The sequence below is a fragment of the Bordetella avium genome, from assembly GCF_034424645.1.
Taxonomy (GTDB): Bacteria; Pseudomonadota; Gammaproteobacteria; order Burkholderiales; family Burkholderiaceae_B; genus Bordetella; species Bordetella avium.
In genome coordinates this window covers 2699944-2718556 of the sequence record NZ_CP139969.1, presented here as the reverse complement: position 1 = coordinate 2718556, position 18613 = coordinate 2699944, and the positions used below count along the sequence as shown (strand labels likewise).

The following is an 18613-nucleotide window of genomic DNA, read 5'->3' as shown; positions in this document are numbered from 1 at the left end:
TGCTAGATACGCTTTACGACTCGCGAAGCGCCTGTGTGCGGCTAAGTCCGCAACGCGAGTTTGGCTTTTACTGCTAACTTCTGCGCAGGACCTGGCCAGGCCGCTTGCCAGTCGTTCGTCCCGCTTCCCAGACCGGCACGCCATTGGTCCAGACGGTGTGAATACCGATTGCAGGCCTCGTCGGCTCCTTGAATGTCGCGCGATCGATGACTGTTTCCGCGTTCAGCAGGACCAGGTCGGCGTGAGCGCCTTCTCGTATGACGCCGCGGTTTTTCAAGCCAAAGCGCGATGCGGTAAGCCCGGTCATCTTGTGGACCGCGGCCTCGAAGGAGAACAGCTTCAAAGACCGGGAGTGGTGCCCCAGCACGCGCGCAAACGTGCCCCATAAGCGAGGGTGTGGCGTCTGGTCGTGGGGTAATCCATCCGAGCCGATCATGGTGGGTTCGAAAGCAAGAATTCGATTCACGTCCCCGTCATCCATGCGGAAGTAGGCGGCGCCAGCGGGCTGTAGGCGATTCACCGCTTCGGCGACCGAACATTCCAACTCCCGCGCAATATCCTTGATGTCGCGGCCAGAATATTGCGGATAGGGCTTGGACCACGTCACAAGCGTCGTGGCGGCATTGGCGACCAAGGTCTGGGTCAGCACCGTGGACGATGCGTTGTAGGGGTAGCAATCCAGGCAGATAGCTTGCGCTTTCATTTGCTGTCGAATGATGTCGAGCGTCTGCACTGACCGCCCGTGGTTGGCTGCCCCTACCAGCTTGTGGTGCGAGATGACTACCGGCACGCCCAGTTCTTTTCCGACGCGAAACGTTTCTGAAAGCGCGTCGACAATGTGATCGCCCTCGTCCCGCATGTGTGTGCAGTACAGTCCCTGAGCCGCGGTCAAGGGCCGGCAGACCTCGATGACCTCTTCGGTGGATGCGGCCATTGCGGGCGCATAGGCCAGCCCTGTCGATGCACCGATTGCGCCGGCTTCAAGGGCTTCTTGCACATGGGCTCGCATCCTAAGCACTTCCGGGCCTGAGGCAGGGCGAGAGAGATCGGAAACTTCCAGCACCCGCAGATTCGTGTGCCCGACCAGCATCGCGCAGTTTGTGGCCGCGGGCTGTTCCTGCAGGGCGGCCAAGTAAGCTCGGAAGGTCTTGAATCGATACCAGTCACCCGTTGCATCAAGCAGATCGAGCGGCGGAACGGGCGCCGCCGTTAGCCCCGCGGCCATGGGCGCTAGCGAAATGCCGCAATTGCCCCCGATGACCGTGGTCACTCCCTGACTGACCTTCGGGGTCATAGCCCCATTGGAAAGCAGCTCCCGGTCATCATGGGTGTGGGCATCGATAAAGCCGGGTGCGAGGGTCAGCCCATCTGCGGCAAGTTCGTTGCGGCCTTGTACTCCCGATAAATCGCCGATTTTGACGATAAACCCGTCTTGTATCGCTACGTCGGCTGCAATGGCCGGACTGCCGGTGCCATCAATGACCTGGCTGCCTCGGATGACGGTGTCGTAGAGTGGTGGCATTTTTTTCCCCAAAGGTCTTTCGGCTTAGCTTGGCTGCAAGGGGCGCGCGATGGCGTTACGGCGCCGCGCGCTACTGGTCAAGCTGAAAAGTGGCTCCGAGATGGCTGAGCGCCGTCCCTCGATGCGGTCCGACAATACTTCGGCGCTTCCGGCTGCCAAGGTGAAACCCAAGGCGCCGTGGCCCACGTTGAGCCACAGCCGCTCGTAAGGGGTGGCGCCTATGATGGGCTTGCTGTCTGGGCGCGCGGGTCTCAAGCCTGTCCATTCCGTCGGGATGCCCGCCGCGTTCAAGCGAGGTAGATAGTCGTCCACTTGCGCTTTGAGCGCGGCTATCCGTTTGCGATCGACGGCCAGTGATCGGTCACCGATATCGACCATCCCTGCCACGCGCAGGCGATTGCCAAGCCGTGCATAGACGACTTTGTTGTGAACGTCGCTCAGACTGGTGTGCGGGGCGCAGCTATCTGAAGTCAGTTCATAGGTCAGGCTATAGCCCTTGAGGGGGTAGATGAGCGGGTCGATGCCGACCGAAGCGCAAAGCGTTTGCGCCTCAACGCCATTGGCGATGACGAAGCCGTCAGCGCCGAGGGAGCCTGCACTCGTTTCCAATGCGATGGCGCGGCTGCCCTCTAGCACGACGCGATTCACGCGGGTGCCAAACTGGAACGTAACGCCTAGAGACCGGCTCAGATAATGTTGGAGTTCCGTGCACAGCGCATGGCAGTCGGCGGCATCTTCCGTGGGCGTGAATATGCCGCCCACGATTCTCGATGCAATATCTGTCAGCGCAGGCTCAACATCGACGCATTGCTGCGGCGTATAGTCATGCTGCTCGCAACCCAGGGAGGCCTGAAACCTGGCTAAGGCCTGGGCGGCTCGATAGGTATCGATATTCTGGTAGACGAGCAGCTTGCCGCTAGGGGCGAAGTCGAAAGAAAAATCATGGTCTTGCACCATTTCATGCATAAGCCGGCGGCTCAAGGCCCCAAGTTGGAGCAGCTCTCGGGTCGTGCGCTCTGCCGCGCTATGCTGACATAGGCCGATGAACGTCCAAAGCCAACGCCATTGGGCCCGGTCAAGCCTGGGGCGGAATCGCAGCGGTGAATCCGCGCTCAACAGCCAGCCGGGCAGCTTCTGTAGCACGCCTTTGTCCGCAAGCGGGGAGACGAAGCTATAGCTGAGTTGGGCGCCGTTCGCCAGGCTCGTGGCGGTTCCGGCTTGTGGCTGGCCATCTACAACCGTCACCTCATGCCCCCGCTTCGCCAGGGCATAGGCGGAAGTCATGCCGATGATGCCTGCGCCGATCACGATAATTTTCATGGCTCACGCGCCTTCGCGTAGCTGTGCGATCGTGGCGGCCACTGAAATATGGGCAAGGCTGGTTCGCACCACGATAACGGCGGCGCGATCTGCCGCCAGGGCTTCTTTCAGGGCAGGCTCGGCATCCGAGCTGTGGTCGACCTTCAGCGCCAATGCACCAAAGGAACGCGCCATACCCAGAAGATCCGGGTTGCTCAACTGCGTTGCGCTCACGCGGCGGGGAAAATGCTTTTCCTGGTGCATACGGATCGTGCCGTACGAAGCATTGTCGGAAATGATGATGATGGGCTTGGCGCCCGACTGCATTGCGGTGGCCAGTTCGGTGCCCGTCATCAGGAAGCCGCCGTCTCCAACAAAGCAAACCACTTTACGATCGGGTAAGCGCAGGCTGCATGCCACCGCAGCCGGAACCCCGTATCCCATTGCGCCGGATGCCGGAGCGATCATTTTTCGGCCACCGCCAAAGCGCAGGAATCGTTGTACCCATCCGCCGAAGTTGCCGGCATCCAAAGTGATGATGCTGTCGTCGTCGAGCAGACGGTCCGCGGCCTTGACCATCGCGGCGAAAACCACGCCGTCGTCCGCATCGAGCGGGCCGTCCCACTTGCGCAGGTCAACGACGACCTCATGCAATCGATCGGCCCATGCCAAATGCGAAGAGGCCGGGGCCTCGGGGGCGAAACCTTTGAGATCTTTCAAGAATGCAGCAGGGTCGGCCGTCAATCCCAGCTTCAATCCTCGCACGTGCCCGACGGCGCGAGGGTCGGGCCATACCTGCACCACAGGTTGGCTTGGCAGCGGCGCGGCGGGGAATGTATAGCCCTGCGTGGTCACGTCTCCCAGGCGCGTGCCCACAGCCAGCACGAGGTCGGCCTGCGCTACTGCGTCGGTCAACTTTTTTGGGGCGCCGTATGTCAGGTGGCCGGCAAAGAGCGGATGATTATTGTCCAGGACATCCGCGTGCCGGACTGCCGTGGCGACGGGAATGCCGAACGCTTCGGCGCATTCGCGCAATGCCTTCTCGCCTACGTCCCCTTTCAGCAGCCCACCGGCGATGATCAGCGGATGCGCCGAGTTTGCGATGAGCGCCGCGATTTCTGCGAGTTGAGACGGGGCCGCGCCACCTACCGGCAGAGCAAACGGCGCAGCAGGAAAGGCTGTTGAATCCTGTTCCAGCATGTCCTCCGGGAGGGAGACCACGACTGGGCCGGGCGTGCCGCTCGCGGCGGCATGAAAAGCCTGCGCCACGACGTCCGCGATTCGGTTTGCATCGTTGACTTCCGTTACCCATTTGGCGATGCTGCCAAACACCCGCGGGTACTCGATTTCCTGAAACGCATCCATGCCGCGATGGGGTCTTTCGACCTGGCCGACGAATACGACGAGGGGCACCGCATCTTGCTGTGCGGAATGAATCGCGATGCTCGCGTTCATGGAGCCCGGTCCACGGCTGACGAACAGCACACCGGGTTTGCCTGTCAGCCTCGCATCGCCCAGGGCCATGAAACCGGCGCCGCCTTCGTGCCGGCATGTCACGACCTCGATGGCTGAGCGGTCCGATAGCGCGTCCAGAATGCTCAGATAGCTTTCTCCTGGTACGCAAAAGACGCGATCTACGCCGTGGTTTATCAAGCTGTCAACAAATACATCAGCAGCGCGGGTCACTTCGATTTCTCCTGAATGTTCCGCTTTCCTTCGAGGTCGCAGAGGGGCGTGGTCTTGAGGTTTTCGGGCAGCGTGCCTACCATTGCCTCGACTGCAGAGAAGATTCGCGCCCAGCCTTCATTGCTCCGTAATGGAACGCCCAGGAAGTGGCTCTCCGTCTTGGATCGCAGCATGAGGTAGATCATGCCCGCCAACATGACGCTTACGTGAGCAGGAACGTCTGCCTCATCCGTCAGCCCGTCTACCCTGTCGATGAAGGCGCGGGCAGTCCGTTCGCGCCGGTCAGCCAATTGAGCGGTGATGTCGTTACGCTCTACTAGCTCCCACAGCCGTATTTCCCGGAGTGCTTCGTTACTCCCCAATGCCTCGATTTGCGCACGCAGCATGGCCAGGATGAGTTCAGCAGGTGTTTGATAACTCGATTCTTTCGCCGTCAGGAGGTCGGATCGCCCGGTCCAGTAATCCTGCTCGAGCATCCAGGCCATCAGCAAGCCGGGCAGGCTATCGAAATATCGATAGATCAATTCCTTGCTGACTTTGGCGCGCGCAGCGATGACGTTGACGCCGACGCCTTTCATTCCTGTCTCGCGGATCTGCGCTTCAAGCGCCTCCATGATTTTTCTTTTCGTTTGCTCACGACGGGTCATTAGTCGTTTATTTCCCTTGGTGACTTGGCAGGCACATAGGCCAAGGCAGAGCCTCATTCAAATAAGGGTGTTCTGCAATGTGACCACATGGTCACAAAAAGAATGGTAGCGATATTTCATTTTTCTCAGCAAGGGAAAAATCGAAATTTCTTCTAGTCGTTTACCCGTGTCGAGTGGCCTGCGATTGGCCATTCTTCGGTGGCGGCGCGCCACGGCTTGCCTGCTTTTTCACCGTAGCCGCCCTGTCAGGGGGCTCTCCATTCTTGACGATTGCCGCACCATCCGGACCCGGATGGTCAATGCTGGGCGGCCCGGGCTGTCAGGACATAGCCGAGCAAGCCGATCACCGGGCCGGGCACCAGAATCCAGACGGCATCCAGGCCGATTCGCTCCAGGAAAGACGTGGTTAGCGCGATGGAAACGACGGTAATCGCGAAGCCGATCGAGTTCTGAATGGCGAGTGCCGAACCCACGATTTCGGGTGGACAACTACGTGCCGACAACGCCGAGAATTGGGGCGAGTCCGCCACCACACAGGCCCCCCAGAAGATCAGTAGCGCCATCAGGGCCGTGGCGGGCAGGGCATGCCAGAAAAGCGCGAATAGGGTGGCGCACAGCCCAGAGAGGCAGAGGGCCCCGAGGGCGACGGCAGCGCTTCCATGGCGCTGCGAGACCAGCCCGCCCAGGATACAGCCGAGCGCGCCTAGGGCAATGATTGCGAAGGAGAGCCCCGGAATCCCCGCGACCGGCAGCTGGGAGGCCAGATCCGTTCTGGTCACCAGATCGGGAACCACGGTCCAGAAAGCGTATAACTCCCACATATGGCCAAAGTATCCCCAGGCCGGGGCGCGGAATTCCTTGATCTTGAAGGCGGAGAGCACATGGGGTCTGGCAGGCGCGGCGGCCGGTGTCTGCGCATCGCGCGGACCTCGGGCGGGAAGAAAGGGGCCGTCCCCTAGCTTGAAGATCATCAGCCCACCTGCCAAGGCAAGGGCCGAAGACGCCAGGACGACGGATTGCCATGGAAGGCCGGCTCCAAGCTCCCGCAGGAGGTGGGGCAGGGCAGTGCCCAGGGTGAGCATGGCGACGAGCTGGGCGAGCGCCATGCCCGTGCGCGCGGGCTCCCAGCTTACGATCAGCTTCATGCCGAGGGGGTAGATCCCGGCAAGAGAAAGGCCCACGAAGAATCGATAGGCGATCGCATCGCCAAGACCATTGGCGGCGAGCGCGAACAGCCCGTTGAAGACCGCCCCGAGAACCGTGTTTAAGGCAAATACGCGGCTCGCGGGATAGCGGTCGGCAAGGCCGAATAAGGCGAGCAGCAGTGTGCCGAGAATGAACCCCGCCTGGACGGCGCTCGTCAACCAGCCGATGTCCGAGGCGGTGAGCTGCCAAGAGATGGCCAGGTCGGGCGCCGCGCTGTTTGCGCTGAACCACAGCGAGGTGCCCAGTAGCTGAGCGATGGCGATCACGGCCGAAGGGCGTAGCCAGCGTTTTGCTTCCAGGCGCTGGGCAGGGGCAATCGATGGGGTTTTCATCCCGATTCGCCCGATGGTTTGAGGCCCTGCACCGGTCGGAAATACGCCTGTGCGAGATTGACCCAGTACTGGACGCCATGCGCGATGGCGCTATCGTTGAAGTCGTAATGGGGGTGGTGAAGAGGGGGCGATTGCCCGTCTGGCGCCCCATTGCCAATCAGAACGTATGCGCCGGGCTTCTCTTGGAGCATGAAGCCGAAGTCTTCTGATGTCATATTGGGTGGCGTGTTCACGTCCACCTTATCGATCCCAAAGCTGTCTTGCAGCACTTTCGCGCAAAGCTGCGTCTCGGCGGCCGTGTTCACGGTGGCGGGATAGAACTGAAAGCATTCCAGCGTGATGCTGGTGTTCTGGGCCAGCGCCAGGCCCTTACAGATATTGCGCATGCGCTCTTGCAGCATCTCCAGCACATCGGTGGAGAGCGCGCGCGCCGTGCCGCGTATCTCGACGCTTTCGGGGATGACATTGTCGGTGTGCCCGGCGTTGAGCATGCACACGGAAATCACCGCGGGTTCGATGGGATTCTTGTGCCGTGCCGCCAGCGTTTGCAGTTCCAGGACGAGCGTGCAGGCCAGCGGAATCGGGTCTCGGCCCAAATGCGGCTGCGCCGCGTGCGCCCCCTTGCCCAAGACAAGGATGCGGAACCGCAGGCCGGCAGCCATGATCGGTCCGGGCCGGATACCCGCGCTGCCTACAGCTAGCGCGGGCCAGTTATGCATGCCGAAAACTGCATCCGTCGGAAAGCGGGTGAACAAGCCTTCATCGATCATCCGCTTGGCGCCCGCGCCGCCCTCTTCGCCGGGCTGGAACACGAAATGCACGGTTCCGGGTAACTGAGGCAGGCGTTTTAGCGCCCGGGCTGCCCCCAGCAGCATGACGATGTGGCCGTCGTGGCCGCAAGCGTGCATGCGTCCCTGGTGTCGCGAGGCATGTTCGAAATCGTTGGCTTCCTGGATAGGCAACGCATCCATATCCGCTCGCAGCATGATGGCCCGTCCAGGATTTTTGCCGGGCAGCGTGGCCACTATTCCGGTCTCGGCAATGCCTCGCTCGACAGCATAGCCATAGCTTTCCAATGCCTGGGCGATGGCGTCCGCGGTGAGGTGCTCTTCGAAGCGCAGCTCCGGTCTAGCATGAAGCTGTCTGCGCAACGCTGAGAGGCCCTCGATCGGGTCTGGGCGTACGTCGGCGGCGCGGGTGTCTATGCTCATGGCGGGCCGGCTTGGTCGAGGGTTTGTGGAGACCGCTCGAAGCGGTTCAGCGCATTGAGCATGCCATCGCAGGCATCGGCGACCTCTTTGCCCTTGTGCTTCAGGTGAGCGGAGAAGAACTTCTGGTGATCACTATGGGAGTGAAAGTGATGGGGGGTCAGCGACATGGAAAAGACCGGCACATTCGTTTCTAGTTGCACGCGCATCAGTCCGTCGATGACGGCTTGCGCGACGAACTCGTGCCGGTAGATGCCCCCGTCGACGACTAAGGCGGCGCCCACGATGGCCTCGTATTGTCCGGACCGTGCGGCGCGCTGGGCCAATAGCGGGATTTCGAAGGCGCCGGGAACGTCGTAGGTAACGATGCCATCCGATGCGCAGCCGTAATGGGCCATCCTGTCATAGAAAGCTAGCCTGGCATGGGCCAGCAGGTCGGCATGCCAGCTGGACTGAATGTAGGCGATGCGCCTGGTCGGTGTCTTGTTCCGCATAAACGTAGATGTGCGGCGCCGTTCGCAATGAACGGCGCCGCAGGCTCGGGTCAGGGGTTAGGAGGCGTTGGGGGAAAGTCGGGCTGGGGCGGAGAGACTGCGTGTCAAGACCGAGACGACGGTCAGGACGACTAAGTTGAAGAACAGCGCGATCATGCCGACGTTCAAGTCCTTCAGGGCAGTCGGCAGGAAGGGGAACATGCCCGCGACGGTTTGCTTGGTGAGGGAGACATAGGCCACCATCGAGACGCCCACAATGATGCCGGCGAAGGCGGCGGGCTTAGAGACCGGATTCGACTTGAACAGGCTGGCCAGGAACACAGGGAATAGCTGCGTCACGAAAGCATATGCCATGAGTAGAAGCGCTACGATCGTGTCTCCTCCGCCCAGCGTGAACCAGACGGCCACCGCCATGATGGCGGGCGCCAGCCATTTGGCGACGCGGGCAATGTGCGCATCTTCCACGCCGGGCCGCATGGGGCGGTAGACGTTGTTTGCGAGCAGCGTGGCGGAGGTCATCAGGATCATGGACCCGGGAACCAGCGCGGTGAGGATGCCTGCTGCGCCAATCACACCAACAAACCAGGGGTCGAAGGTCTGCAATGAGATCTTAAAGAGCGCCAGGTCGATTTCGCCGCCCTTCAGACCGGGAACCTGCAGAATCGCGGAGAAGCCGACGAACAGGATGAACAGCAGCATGAGTTGGTATATCGGCAGGACGAAGGCGTTCTTGCGCAAGACGCCAGCGCCCTTTGCCGTGTACACCGCCATAAACATGTGCGGCCACATATAGAAGCCGAGGGTCGACAGCACTACGGTCGACACCATCCATGTTGGGCTCTGGCCCACGTCACGCAGCGCCAGAAAGCCGGGCTTGGCAGCCTCGATGGCGGTGAACATGTTCTCGATGCCGCCGTAGTAGTGATACGGCAGGTAGAGGCCGAGAAAGACGGCCACGAACATCACCAAGGCGTCCTTGATCACAGACGTCCAAGCCGATTCGTGGACCCCGGACAGCGCGACATAGGAGGCGACCACGATCGCGCCGATGATGACGCCCTGGTTGGCGGAGATGGCCGAGTAGGAGGCGATGCTGACGATGATGCCCAGCCCCTTGAGCTGCAAGACCAGGTAGGGGATGAGCGCGATGAAACCGACGATGGCCACCAGCACGCCCAGCGCATTGCTTTTGTACTTGGCAGCGAAAAAGTCGGGCTGCGACAGCAGCCGGCGCTCTTTGGCATACCGCCATACTGGCGGCAGGATGAAGTACGAAAGAATGAAGGGCAGGCTGCCGTAGCCCAGGAGGTAGTAGGCGCCGGCGCCATTGCCGTAGGCGTAGCCGCTGCCGCCCAGGAAGACGAAAGTCGTGTAGATTTCTCCGGCCATCAGCAGGAACACGATAGCTGCGCCGAAACCGCGGCCACCGACTGTCCACTGCTCCAGGCTCATGTCCTTGCCGCGTCTCGCCCGGATACCGAGAAAGAGCGCGATGCCGACCGCCAAGGCAATAAAGATTAGTGCACTGTTCATTTTGTGTGCCCGTCCTCTTGGGTGGAGGCCGCTTTTTGGTCAGAGAAGTAGATGATCGCCATCACGATGGATGTGAGGACGAGGGACAGGGTCAGCCAAGACAGCAGAAACGGCATCCCGAGCAGGAAGGGGGTGACGCGATTGAGAAAGAACGGTCCGACTAGGACCATGAGGACTGGCGCTAAGGCCAGGGTGTGGACGGCTCGCATGGATGAATCTCCAGTTTTTCCCTTGTGATTTGACGTGGGTCGACCTCAAGGCGACGGTTCATCGCCTCGATAATCTCTACACGTGGTTATTACGGTCAGCGTGGCCGACGCCGACCGCTTATCGTCGATGGAGGTTTATGCCCAATCCATCAAATGGGAGATGCTCTTGACGTGCGTGTAGCACTCAAGGCCTTCTGTGCCGCCTTCGCGGCCGTAACCGCTTTCCTTGACGCCGCCGAAAGGCGTTTCGGACACGGCAGACACCAGGTGATTGATCGCCAGGTTGCCCACCTCGAGTTCGTCGCCCAGCTTGTAGGCATTGGCCGCAGATGTCGTAAAGGCGTAGCCGGCCAGCCCGTAGGGCAGGGCATTCGATCGCGCGATGGCCTCGTCGATGTCTGCGACGCGCACGATGAGGATCAGGGGGCCGAAAGGTTCTTCTTTCATGGCTCGGGCATCGTCGGGCACGTCGGCAAGCACGGTGAAGGGGTAGACGCATCCCGCGCCCGCAGGCGGCTTGCCGCCGCAGACCAGGCGCGCGCCGCGTGCGAGCGCATCTTTCGTGAGGGCGTCGATGGCGTCGAAGCGGCGGCGATTGACGACGGGCCCGATGTCGTTGCCTGCGTCCATTGCATTGCCTGTCTTGATCTGGCTGCCGTGACGCTGCATGGCATCGACGAAAGCGTCGTACACCGCATCATGGACGAAGAAGCGCGTGGGCGAGACGCACACCTGCCCCGCGTTGTTCAACTTCCCCTTGATGCAGGCAATCGCCGCCTTTTCCGGGTCTGCGTCTTCGCAAATCACTACGGGCGCATGACCGCCCAGTTCCAGAATGGCCGGCTTCATGTGTTGCGCCGCGAGCCCTGCCAGATGCTTGCCCACCGGCGTCGACCCGGTGAACGTGATACCGCGCACCGTGGGATTGGCGATGAGATGCGCCGAGATCATCGCCGGATCGCCGAACACGAGGTTGAGTACGCCGTCGGGCAGCCCGGCGTCTTTGAACACTTCGGCGAGCAGCACGGCGCCAGCCGGCGTTTCCTCGGCCGCCTTCAAAATGATCGAGCACCCTGCGGCCAATGCGCCGCCCACCTTCCGGGCGGGGGAACTCATCGGGAAGTTCCAGGGCGTGAAGGCCGCGATGACCCCTATGGGTTCTCGGATAACCGTGTGGCGCATGCCGGGCTCGGCCGGGACGACGCGGCCGTAGAGCCGCTTGCCTTCGTTGGCGTCCCATGTCATCAGATCGCAGCCACGGAGCACTTCGGCCTGGCTCTGGGCCAGCGTCTTGCCCTGTTCGAGAGAAATGGCGTGGGCGATTTCCTCCACGCGTTCGCGTAGCAGGGCTATGGCCCGCAACATGATGTCGGCGCGCAGGGCGGGCGCGGTCTTTCTCCAGACGCGGAATCCTTGGGCGGCCGCCTGGATGGCATCGTCGAGATCTTGAGCGCTGGCTTTGGGGACCGAGCCGATGACCGTACCGTCAGACGGATTGATGACAGGGTCGCCAGCGGCTCGGCGCCACTGGCCGCCGATAAGCATGCGGATTTCTGGGTAAGCGTGCATTCTGATATCCAAGATCTTGATTCTGTTTTCGGGTCTGACCCGCGCCGCTCGGCTAGGAGTGAGGAGACGCAAGAGGCCTCTTTGCGCGGTAGACGAAGGACGCTAGGCGGCTCGCGCAGCGCGCGGCAGTCGGTGGAAGTCACGTCCGAAGTACATCAGGCCTTCGCGGTCGGCGGCGCTGCGGATGGCCTTGATTTCGCAGTAGAAAACGGTGTGTGTTCCAACCTCGTTTGCGGACGTCACTTCGCAGTCCAGCGCAGCGACGCCATCCACGAGCGCTGGCGCGCCGGTTTCGAGTCGATCCCAGGTCGCGGCGGCGAAACGGGATTCCATGGCCACATCCTTGGAGGCGAATTGCATGGCGATATGGCTTTGATCGCCAGCGAGGATATTCACGCAGAGGTTGCGGTTCTCGCGGATCACAGCGTTGTTCTTGCTTGCCCTGTTGATGCAGACGAGCAGTGTGGGAGGCTCATCCGTGACAGAGCAGACAGCGGAAACCGTGCAACCGGCGAGCCCCGCCTTACCTTCACTCGTAATGACATTGACTGCTGTGCCGAGGCCGGACATGGCTTCTCGATAGTTCAATTTATCAATCATGATGATGCCTTCATTTTTTCGCCCGGGCATACAGGCGCTTAGCCTGGCTTGCCCGGGGGCGGCAAAGGCTTACTTGCCGTTGTTACGATAGGTGGCTGCGGGATGCGAGGCCGGCAGGCGGGGCTGGCCAAACAGCTTTTGGCGATAGCAACCGTCACGGTAGGCGGTTTTGTAGACGCCTCGCTCCTGCAATTGCGGAATGAGAAGTTCGATGACGTCGTCAAAGCATTCGGGAACCACGGTGCGCGACAGGTTGAAGCCGTCGACGTCGGCCTCTTCGCTCCAGCTGATAAGCTGCGAGGCAATTTGATCGACCGAGCCGACCCAGGGCGTCTGCCTGCTGCCTAGGACCATTTGCTCGAGCAGCTTGCGGCGCGTCCATTGTGGGCCGCTGGCGCGTGTCATTGCTTCCACGTTCGACACAATGGCTTGGCTTTTTCCGGTGTCTACGGGTTCATCAAGGTCGTATTTGGCAAAGTCGATGCCCAGCGACGCCGCCGCATGGGCGAGGGCGCCTTCGCTGCTGACATATTTACGGTACTCGGCGAATTTTTCCTGGGCCTCGGCCTCGCTGCGGCCTAGGATCAGGGTGGCGCCAAGAAAGACCTTGATGTCATCGGCCCGGCGGCCGAGCTGTACGGCCTGGGCGCGGATGTCGCCGACGATTTCCTTGACGCCCTCCTTTTTCTGGCCGTTCACGAAGACGCATTCCGCGTGCGTGGCGGCGAACTTGCGGCCGCGGGAGGAAGACCCCGCCTGATACAGTACCGGCGTGCGCTGCGCGGAGGGCGCGCTAAGGTGCATGGCGTCCACTTTGTATTGGGGGCCGGCGTGATGGATCATTCGAACCTTGGCGGGGTCGGCGTAGATGCCGCGTTCGCGATCGGCGAGCACCGCGTCGTCATCCCAGCTGCCTTCCCACAGCTTGTAGACCAGCGACATGTATTCGTCCGCCAGGTCGTAGCGGTCGTCGTGAGCGATCTGGCCATCAATGCCGATTGCGCGGGCGGCGCTGTCGAGGTAGCCGGTCACGATATTCCAGCCGACGCGGCCGCCCGTGAGGTGGTCCAGGGTCGACATGCGACGGGCGAACAGAAAAGGCTGTTCGTAGGTCAAATTCGAGGTGACGCCAAAACCCAGATGCTGGGTCACAGCCGCCATGGCGGGGATAAGCAGGGTTGGATCATTAACCGGCACTTGCGCCGCGCTGCGCAGGGCCGCATCTGCGTTGCCGCCGAGCACGTCGTACACGCCGACCACGTCGGCGAAAAAAATTCCGTCAAACAGACCGGCCTCGAGCCGTTTCGCGTAATCTACCCAGTATTGCAGTTCGCCATGCCGAGTGGATTGATCCCGAGGGTGCGTCCAAAGGCCTTGTTGGATGTGGCCGACGCAGTTCATGTCGAAGGCGTTGAAGTGGATTTCACGTGGCATATCATTTTCCGAAGCGGTACTTAGGGGGGGCCGGGGTGAGGCCCGGATCGCGCGTCTAGCTATGTCGTCAATTATAGTAAACGGTTGATTACTATCAAAGACGATTTGGCTAGGTACAAACCCGGAATGTCTTTGTGTGCTAGGAGCGCGGCTTGAGCGGCTGGCGTCATCGGTGCCGATACAATCACGAACAAGACCCGCCGATTTCACTGCCGATATGAACAACCCAATCCCTGATCCTTCCATCGCCATCGCCACGCGGCTGCGTATAGAGCGCGAGGCCCGAGGCTGGTCCTTGGGCGAACTTGCCGACAGGTCGGGCGTGTCTAAGGCAATGATCAGCAAGATCGAGCGCTGCGAAGCCAGTCCCACGGCTACCATTCTGGGCAAGCTTTCTGGCGCGTTCGGGCTGCAGTTGTCCATGCTTTTGGCACTGGCCGAGCGCACCGGCGAACGCCTAAGCAAGGCGGATGCGCAGTCGGTATGGGTGGACCCGGAAACCGGCTACGAGCGCCGTGTGGTGTCACCCCGTAACGGGACGATGCTCGAAATGGTGCAAGTGACCCTCCCCGCCGGCGTACGGGTCGACTACCCGGCCAGCGCCTTCGTGTTCCAGCATCAGCAGATCTGGGTTCTCGAAGGCGCGCTGACGTTCCAGGAGGGGGAGGTCACGCATGTCCTCGAACGCGGGGACTGTTTGCAGCTTGGCCTGCCGGCCGCCTGTGCATTTCATAATGCGACGGACGCGCCCTGCGTCTATGTGGTGGCGCTGGTTCGCCGCTAGGGCGGGTGTGCCGGGCTCCGCCATCCGCTGGCGGTGCCATCGCTATCGGGAACATCCGCTGGGCGGCGGCGCTAAAACCTATCGTCAGGATTCAGACGACACCGCGCCGTGACACATACCCCTAGCTGAGCAAGCCCTGTCCATACCCATGAAGCGGGAAGTCAATGCTGTTCGGCTGACCCGCGGGCTTCCCGGGGGGCGCCTATGGTTTTTTCGCGACGCTCACCTCAGGTTTGGTCCTCTTTGAGGAGGCGGTTTGCCATGATCGCGACGCCACCGCCACATTGTGGCCATTATCTGAATCTAGGGACGGCCTTTGGCTGCACGGTGTTCGACGGTGTGATGGTATGGCGTTACAAGAAAGGACGGTGCTTATCTCGTGTTTGATTCTCAGCCCTATTGCCCTCATGTGGCTGGTGGCGGAGTTCTACCATCCTCCCAACCGGGAAAGGTTGAGCAATCTGAGAACAAACCTCTTGAGGCCTCTTTGGCAGGCGTTTACCCATCCGGTCGGCAAGCAAAGAGTGGCCTTCGGGCAGTTTTTTGTCGGGGTTGCGATCCTCAGTGGTATGGCCGCCGCCACGATGGCTTTTGAAACAAGCTGGAGAGCGGCGACGTGGATGCTTTGCCTCGAGCTGTCCGGTCTGTTGCTGGCGACGGCGCTGGCCATCGCCTTGGCGAGTTTGTTCTACGGTATGGAACGAGGCGGCTGATATGGATCTCGGAACGACGGTAATGTTTGGCGTGCTCGCCGCTGTCCTGGGTTGTGGTCTGTTCGTCGCCAATAATGTGATCAAGACGGACCGCGAAAAGCGGCGAGCGTCCCGGCAAGCTTAGGGATGACAGACCAGCAAACCCGCATCGGCAGGATAGGGCGGGCTGGGCGATAGGCCGCCGGGCGTAGCTTAGGGGCGGAGCTTCTTTCGTCCAAGCAGGGCCAGCGTGGCATTGCGCCCTGTTCGCAGGAGGGGGTAGAGGATGGCGGACAGCCTGGGGCGGCGAAAGATGCCTGCGTTAATCCGGTTAAACAGATTGCTGCCGGAACTGAGCATGGCCAGCCTGTGGATGCAGTCGGCTCCCCAGTAGTCCTGCCCGTTTAGGTGCAGCAACATGCCCTGATCCAGGTCGTAGCCGCGCGCCAGGTAGTCGGCCGTTAGTGCCGGATGCTCCCGTATATCGAGTATGTCTACCGGCCCGACGGCCTTGCGTAGCTGCACCCACTGCACATAGTTTGAGCAGAAAGGGCAGTCGCCGTCATAGAGCAGGAAGTTGTTGGCAGGCATGTACAGGGCTTAGGTCTGCGGTTGATGGCATGAACGCAAATCTCGGTGTCAGGCGTGTTGGCGTCGGCGGCGCGCATCGCTTGCACCCGGCAGGGGTCCGAGGTCATGGAAGCAGGGCTTGCCTCCAGACTCTGGGAAATAGTACGCCTCGCGATTCAGTTCTCATCTTCCGTTCAGTCGGTATGCAAGCCCGCTATGTCCGAATGCTAGGTCGGCCAATGTCTGTCATTCGAGGGCGTTGCCATGTCTTGCGCTGTCGGTTAGGGCGAACAGGGGTCTGTAGCGCCATCAATCGGCGATGCATGCATGGCTTTATCGAATGACTTCCAGTTTGCTTGTTTATATTAAAACGACTGCCCGCACAGGGACGGCTATAGGCCGCGGTTCGCCCCATGTGGTCTTGAGCTGTAGGCGCTCGATTTGTCTGTTACTTCACCAGAAAGGCTTCACGCGCACGCCTGCCCTCGTCGCTGTCGCGGCAGACCAGGGCCTGGTCGGCATCCATGTAAATGCCTAAGCGATTGAGTGCGTTGGCATGGAGGTTGACCGACTCTTTGGTCATGCGAAGAATGGCCGGCGGGGTTTGTGCGGCACGCCTGGCGAGGGACTGGGCTTGGGCGAGCGCCTGTCCGGGGGGGGCGATGTCATCGATGAGGCCCCAGTCCAGGGCCTGCGCCATGCCGAGCCGTTCGGCCAGGAGAATGGCGCGTTTGGTGCGCGGTGCGCCAATGAGGTTGACCATGCGAGGAATGGCTCCCCAGCCCATGTTGAGGCCGACTTTGGCTTCGGGCAGGTAGATAGTGGCGTTTTCGGCCGCCACGCGCCAATCGCAGGCCAGCGTCAGCGCGACCGCGCCGCCGACTGCCGCGCCTTCGATGGCGGCGATGGTGAGTTGGGGCAGTTCTTCCCAGAGGCGGCACAGCCGGGCTCCGCGCTGCGCCGTATCGCGCCGAACCAGGATCTGGGTGTCATCCTCTTGCCATTTTTGAGGATCTTTGAGGTCGATGCCGGCCGAAAAAACGTCGGCCGCGCCGGTAAGCAACACGGTGTGGATAGCCAGGGACTCTGCCAGGTCTTGCGCGACATGGGTGAGCGCAAGCAGGGTGTCCTGATCGATGGCATTGCGATTGACGCCGCGGTCGAATCGAACGACTGCCTGAGCGTCCTGGATGTCGACGGTGACGCTGTTGCCGTATTTGCCCTTCATGGCGGTTTCCTGTGGGAGAGTCAGCTCCGCGTCTTGTGCTGCCCGTCGCGGCGCGACAGGCGGGTGACGTAGCGGAACTCGTAGGGGGGATAGAAGCTGACCGCAACCTCGAGCAGTTTGCCGGACGGGTTGCGGAAGGAGCGGATGATGAGCAGGGCGGGATCAGCGGCCTCGTATTCGAGGAAGCGCGCCACGCGCGGCGGAAAGCGCGACGCGGAGATTTCCATCTCGATGGCTTCGACGACTTCGCCGCAATGCTCTTCGAGCAGGGGATAGACACCGCCAGGCTTGCTGGAAATGAAGTCGGCCACCGCTTCATATTCTTTGCGCAAATAAATGTCTGTCCAGGAAATGGCGCGTTTGGTCCCCGGCACGCAACGATAGGTTTCCACCTTGAACCAGTCAGCCGGATCACCGTCGAGCGCTGTTTCCCTGGGCAGTTTGGACAAGTCCATGACGCGCTTGTGCACGTGCAGGTCGGTGAATTCCAGATAGCGCTGCAACTGATTGGTGGTTTCGAGTTCCAGACCGAACTGTGGCTCGGGATGCTGGCGCACGACGGTGGTGCCGGCTCTGCGGCGGCGCTCGACCACGCCCAGATCGGTGAGTTTGCGTACGGCCTCGCGCGCGGTGTGGCGGCCGACACCGAACTGCTCGCACAGCTCCATTTCCGTGGGCAGTTTTGCGCCCACCGGAAATTGCCCTTCCCGGATCATCTCGAGAAGATGATCGCTGATGCTCTGGTAGAGCGTGGGTTTTGCTGCGGGAGGTTGGTTGTTCTGGGTCATACCTGTGTTGTCTAGAGCGAGAGACGCATCATTGCGGCTCGCGTGTCCTGGTAGAAGGGCTCCGGGCATTCGCTTTGAGGGAAGTGCCCGACGTTTTGCCATTCTATATATTCCACTGCTATCTGAGCTTCGCTCAGTCGCCGCGCAACCTCGCGGGCGGATTCCGGCGGCACGGACCAGTCTTCAAGGCCTTCGACGATGACGACGGGGCAGCGTATGTCTTGCAGGATGTGCTCCATGCGAAAGCCGCCAAAGGCGCAGATATCGGCGAAGGCGACGGCGGGGTTGCAGCGGCGGGCATCGGCGATGATGTCTTCCACACGCTCGTCGCTGACGGCGCTGCCCATCAGGGTGCGGAAACTCACCTCGAACCAATCGCCGGGATTGATGCGGGCCATGTTGAGAATGTCGGGGTTGTAGCCCGAGGATTTCACGACGTTGACGGAAGCGCCGTCCACCAGCACCAGTCCGCGCACTTGGTCGGGCGATAGCGCGGCCGCCTGAGCCACGACGCCGCCGCCCATCGAGTGCCCCATCAGCACGGCGTCGCGGATCTGCATGGCCGCGAGAAATTGCAGCACATAGCGGGCGTTGTCCGGCGTTGCGTCGTAAGGGCCGCCTGCGGGCAGACTGCTTTTGCCGTGGCCGGGCAAATCCAGCACATAAACGCTGTAGTGCTGCGCGAAAAGGTCGATGACGTATTTCCAGGACAGGCTGTCCTGGCTAGCGCCATGCACCATGACCAGCGCCGGCCCCTTGCCCGCGTGTTCGTAGTAGGCGCGCAGGCCCTCGGCGGTGACAACATAAGGCAT

Annotated in this window: 19 protein-coding genes; 3 read left to right on the top strand and 16 right to left on the bottom strand. The window is 61.3% G+C overall.

What is annotated here, in order from left to right; translation table 11 throughout:
* Window positions 1–73: 73 nt before the first annotated feature.
* The 12 genes from U0029_RS12605 to U0029_RS12550 all read right to left on the bottom strand — a co-directional run bounded on the left by U0029_RS12605 (window position 74) and on the right by U0029_RS12550 (window position 13739).
* Window positions 74–1522: an N-acyl-D-amino-acid deacylase family protein gene (locus U0029_RS12605; protein WP_114851772.1), complete on the bottom strand. Its 1449-nt coding sequence runs from the start codon at window positions 1520–1522 to the stop codon at window positions 74–76.
* A 24-nt stretch (window positions 1523–1546) separates the two neighbouring features.
* Entirely contained in the window at window positions 1547–2842 is a 1296-nt protein-coding gene (locus U0029_RS12600) for a D-amino acid dehydrogenase (RefSeq protein ID WP_114851773.1), read from the bottom strand.
* Between the two features lie 3 nt (window positions 2843–2845).
* The gene (locus U0029_RS12595) at window positions 2846–4507 is read right to left on the bottom strand and encodes a thiamine pyrophosphate-dependent enzyme (RefSeq protein ID WP_114851774.1); all 1662 of its coding nucleotides are present in this window, start codon (window positions 4505–4507) and stop codon (window positions 2846–2848) included.
* Window positions 4504–5154, bottom strand: a complete 651-nt coding sequence (locus U0029_RS12590) for a TetR/AcrR family transcriptional regulator (RefSeq protein ID WP_114851775.1) — start codon at window positions 5152–5154, stop codon at window positions 4504–4506. Before U0029_RS12590 ends, U0029_RS12595 begins: the two co-directional genes overlap by 4 nt.
* A gap of 296 nt (window positions 5155–5450) precedes the next feature.
* Window positions 5451–6692, bottom strand: a complete 1242-nt coding sequence (locus U0029_RS12585) for an MFS transporter (RefSeq protein ID WP_114851776.1) — start codon at window positions 6690–6692, stop codon at window positions 5451–5453.
* Window positions 6689–7903, bottom strand: coding sequence for a M20 aminoacylase family protein (locus U0029_RS12580; protein WP_114851777.1), 1215 nt, complete (start codon window positions 7901–7903; stop codon window positions 6689–6691). Before U0029_RS12580 ends, U0029_RS12585 begins: the two co-directional genes overlap by 4 nt.
* The gene (locus U0029_RS12575) at window positions 7900–8394 is read right to left on the bottom strand and encodes a 6,7-dimethyl-8-ribityllumazine synthase (RefSeq protein ID WP_114851778.1); all 495 of its coding nucleotides are present in this window, start codon (window positions 8392–8394) and stop codon (window positions 7900–7902) included. Before U0029_RS12575 ends, U0029_RS12580 begins: the two co-directional genes overlap by 4 nt.
* A gap of 57 nt (window positions 8395–8451) precedes the next feature.
* Entirely contained in the window at window positions 8452–9927 is a 1476-nt protein-coding gene (locus U0029_RS12570; RefSeq protein ID WP_114851779.1) for a sodium:solute symporter family protein, read from the bottom strand.
* Window positions 9924–10136: a DUF3311 domain-containing protein gene (locus U0029_RS12565; protein ID WP_012416655.1), complete on the bottom strand. Its 213-nt coding sequence runs from the start codon at window positions 10134–10136 to the stop codon at window positions 9924–9926. Before U0029_RS12565 ends, U0029_RS12570 begins: the two co-directional genes overlap by 4 nt.
* A 135-nt stretch (window positions 10137–10271) precedes the next feature.
* Window positions 10272–11705, bottom strand: a complete 1434-nt coding sequence (locus tag U0029_RS12560) for an NAD-dependent succinate-semialdehyde dehydrogenase (RefSeq protein WP_114851780.1) — start codon at window positions 11703–11705, stop codon at window positions 10272–10274.
* A 102-nt stretch (window positions 11706–11807) separates the two neighbouring features.
* Window positions 11808–12305 carry a flavin reductase gene (locus tag U0029_RS12555; protein WP_012416657.1) on the bottom strand — a complete coding sequence of 166 codons (498 nt, stop codon included), beginning with the start codon at window positions 12303–12305 and terminating at the stop codon, window positions 11808–11810.
* 69 nt (window positions 12306–12374) lie between these two features.
* Window positions 12375–13739 (bottom strand): LLM class flavin-dependent oxidoreductase, encoded by a 1365-nt coding sequence (locus U0029_RS12550; protein WP_012416658.1) that lies wholly within the window; start codon window positions 13737–13739, stop codon window positions 12375–12377.
* Window positions 13740–13956: 217 nt separating this feature from the next.
* On the opposite strand from U0029_RS12550, the gene U0029_RS12545 reads away from it, so the two are divergent.
* The 3 genes from U0029_RS12545 (at window position 13957) to U0029_RS12535 (ending at window position 15360) form a co-directional block, all read left to right on the top strand.
* Window positions 13957–14523 carry a helix-turn-helix domain-containing protein gene (locus U0029_RS12545; protein ID WP_012416659.1) on the top strand — a complete coding sequence of 189 codons (567 nt, stop codon included), beginning with the start codon at window positions 13957–13959 and terminating at the stop codon, window positions 14521–14523.
* Between the two features lie 347 nt (window positions 14524–14870).
* On the top strand, window positions 14871–15236 hold the full coding sequence (locus U0029_RS12540) for a hypothetical protein (RefSeq protein ID WP_114851781.1): 366 nt from the start codon (window positions 14871–14873) through the stop codon (window positions 15234–15236).
* Between the two features lies 1 nt (window position 15237).
* A complete protein-coding gene (locus U0029_RS12535) occupies window positions 15238–15360 on the top strand; it encodes a hypothetical protein (RefSeq protein WP_256682173.1) in 123 nt (40 codons plus the stop codon).
* A 68-nt stretch (window positions 15361–15428) separates the two neighbouring features.
* On the opposite strand, the gene U0029_RS12530 is transcribed toward U0029_RS12535, so the two are convergent.
* The 4 genes from U0029_RS12530 to U0029_RS12515 form a co-directional block, all read right to left on the bottom strand.
* The gene (locus U0029_RS12530; protein WP_012416661.1) at window positions 15429–15806 is read right to left on the bottom strand and encodes a DCC1-like thiol-disulfide oxidoreductase family protein; all 378 of its coding nucleotides are present in this window, start codon (window positions 15804–15806) and stop codon (window positions 15429–15431) included.
* Between the two features lie 427 nt (window positions 15807–16233).
* Window positions 16234–17013 carry an enoyl-CoA hydratase/isomerase family protein gene (locus U0029_RS12525; protein ID WP_114851782.1) on the bottom strand — a complete coding sequence of 260 codons (780 nt, stop codon included), beginning with the start codon at window positions 17011–17013 and terminating at the stop codon, window positions 16234–16236.
* 20 nt (window positions 17014–17033) lie between these two features.
* Window positions 17034–17801 (bottom strand): GntR family transcriptional regulator, encoded by a 768-nt coding sequence (locus U0029_RS12520; RefSeq protein ID WP_012416663.1) that lies wholly within the window; start codon window positions 17799–17801, stop codon window positions 17034–17036.
* 11 nt (window positions 17802–17812) lie between these two features.
* On the bottom strand, window positions 17813–18613 hold the full coding sequence (locus tag U0029_RS12515; protein ID WP_114851783.1) for an alpha/beta fold hydrolase: 801 nt from the start codon (window positions 18611–18613) through the stop codon (window positions 17813–17815).

Excerpts from the sequence above, each read along its gene's own strand:
- U0029_RS12555 (WP_012416657.1), bottom strand. The coding sequence starts at position 12,305 with ATGATTGATAAATTGAACTATCGAGAAGCCATGTCCGGCCTCGGCACA.
- U0029_RS12525 (WP_114851782.1), bottom strand. The coding sequence starts at position 17,013 with ATGAAGGGCAAATACGGCAACAGCGTCACCGTCGACATCCAGGACGCT.
- U0029_RS12515 (WP_114851783.1), bottom strand. The coding sequence starts at position 18,613 with ATGCCTTATGTTGTCACCGCCGAGGGCCTGCGCGCCTACTACGAACAC.
- U0029_RS12520 (WP_012416663.1), bottom strand. The coding sequence starts at position 17,801 with ATGACCCAGAACAACCAACCTCCCGCAGCAAAACCCACGCTCTACCAG.
- U0029_RS12605 (WP_114851772.1), bottom strand. The coding sequence starts at position 1,522 with ATGCCACCACTCTACGACACCGTCATCCGAGGCAGCCAGGTCATTGAT.
- U0029_RS12530 (WP_012416661.1), bottom strand. The coding sequence starts at position 15,806 with ATGCCTGCCAACAACTTCCTGCTCTATGACGGCGACTGCCCTTTCTGC.
- U0029_RS12570 (WP_114851779.1), bottom strand. The coding sequence starts at position 9,927 with ATGAACAGTGCACTAATCTTTATTGCCTTGGCGGTCGGCATCGCGCTC.
- U0029_RS12535 (WP_256682173.1), top strand. The coding sequence starts at position 15,238 with ATGGATCTCGGAACGACGGTAATGTTTGGCGTGCTCGCCGCTGTCCTG.
- U0029_RS12550 (WP_012416658.1), bottom strand. The coding sequence starts at position 13,739 with ATGCCACGTGAAATCCACTTCAACGCCTTCGACATGAACTGCGTCGGC.
- U0029_RS12585 (WP_114851776.1), bottom strand. The coding sequence starts at position 6,692 with ATGAAAACCCCATCGATTGCCCCTGCCCAGCGCCTGGAAGCAAAACGC.
- U0029_RS12565 (WP_012416655.1), bottom strand. The coding sequence starts at position 10,136 with ATGCGAGCCGTCCACACCCTGGCCTTAGCGCCAGTCCTCATGGTCCTA.
- U0029_RS12540 (WP_114851781.1), top strand. The coding sequence starts at position 14,871 with ATGGCGTTACAAGAAAGGACGGTGCTTATCTCGTGTTTGATTCTCAGC.
- U0029_RS12545 (WP_012416659.1), top strand. The coding sequence starts at position 13,957 with ATGAACAACCCAATCCCTGATCCTTCCATCGCCATCGCCACGCGGCTG.
- U0029_RS12560 (WP_114851780.1), bottom strand. The coding sequence starts at position 11,705 with ATGCACGCTTACCCAGAAATCCGCATGCTTATCGGCGGCCAGTGGCGC.
- U0029_RS12590 (WP_114851775.1), bottom strand. The coding sequence starts at position 5,154 with ATGACCCGTCGTGAGCAAACGAAAAGAAAAATCATGGAGGCGCTTGAA.
- U0029_RS12600 (WP_114851773.1), bottom strand. The coding sequence starts at position 2,842 with ATGAAAATTATCGTGATCGGCGCAGGCATCATCGGCATGACTTCCGCC.
- U0029_RS12580 (WP_114851777.1), bottom strand. The coding sequence starts at position 7,903 with ATGAGCATAGACACCCGCGCCGCCGACGTACGCCCAGACCCGATCGAG.
- U0029_RS12575 (WP_114851778.1), bottom strand. The coding sequence starts at position 8,394 with ATGCGGAACAAGACACCGACCAGGCGCATCGCCTACATTCAGTCCAGC.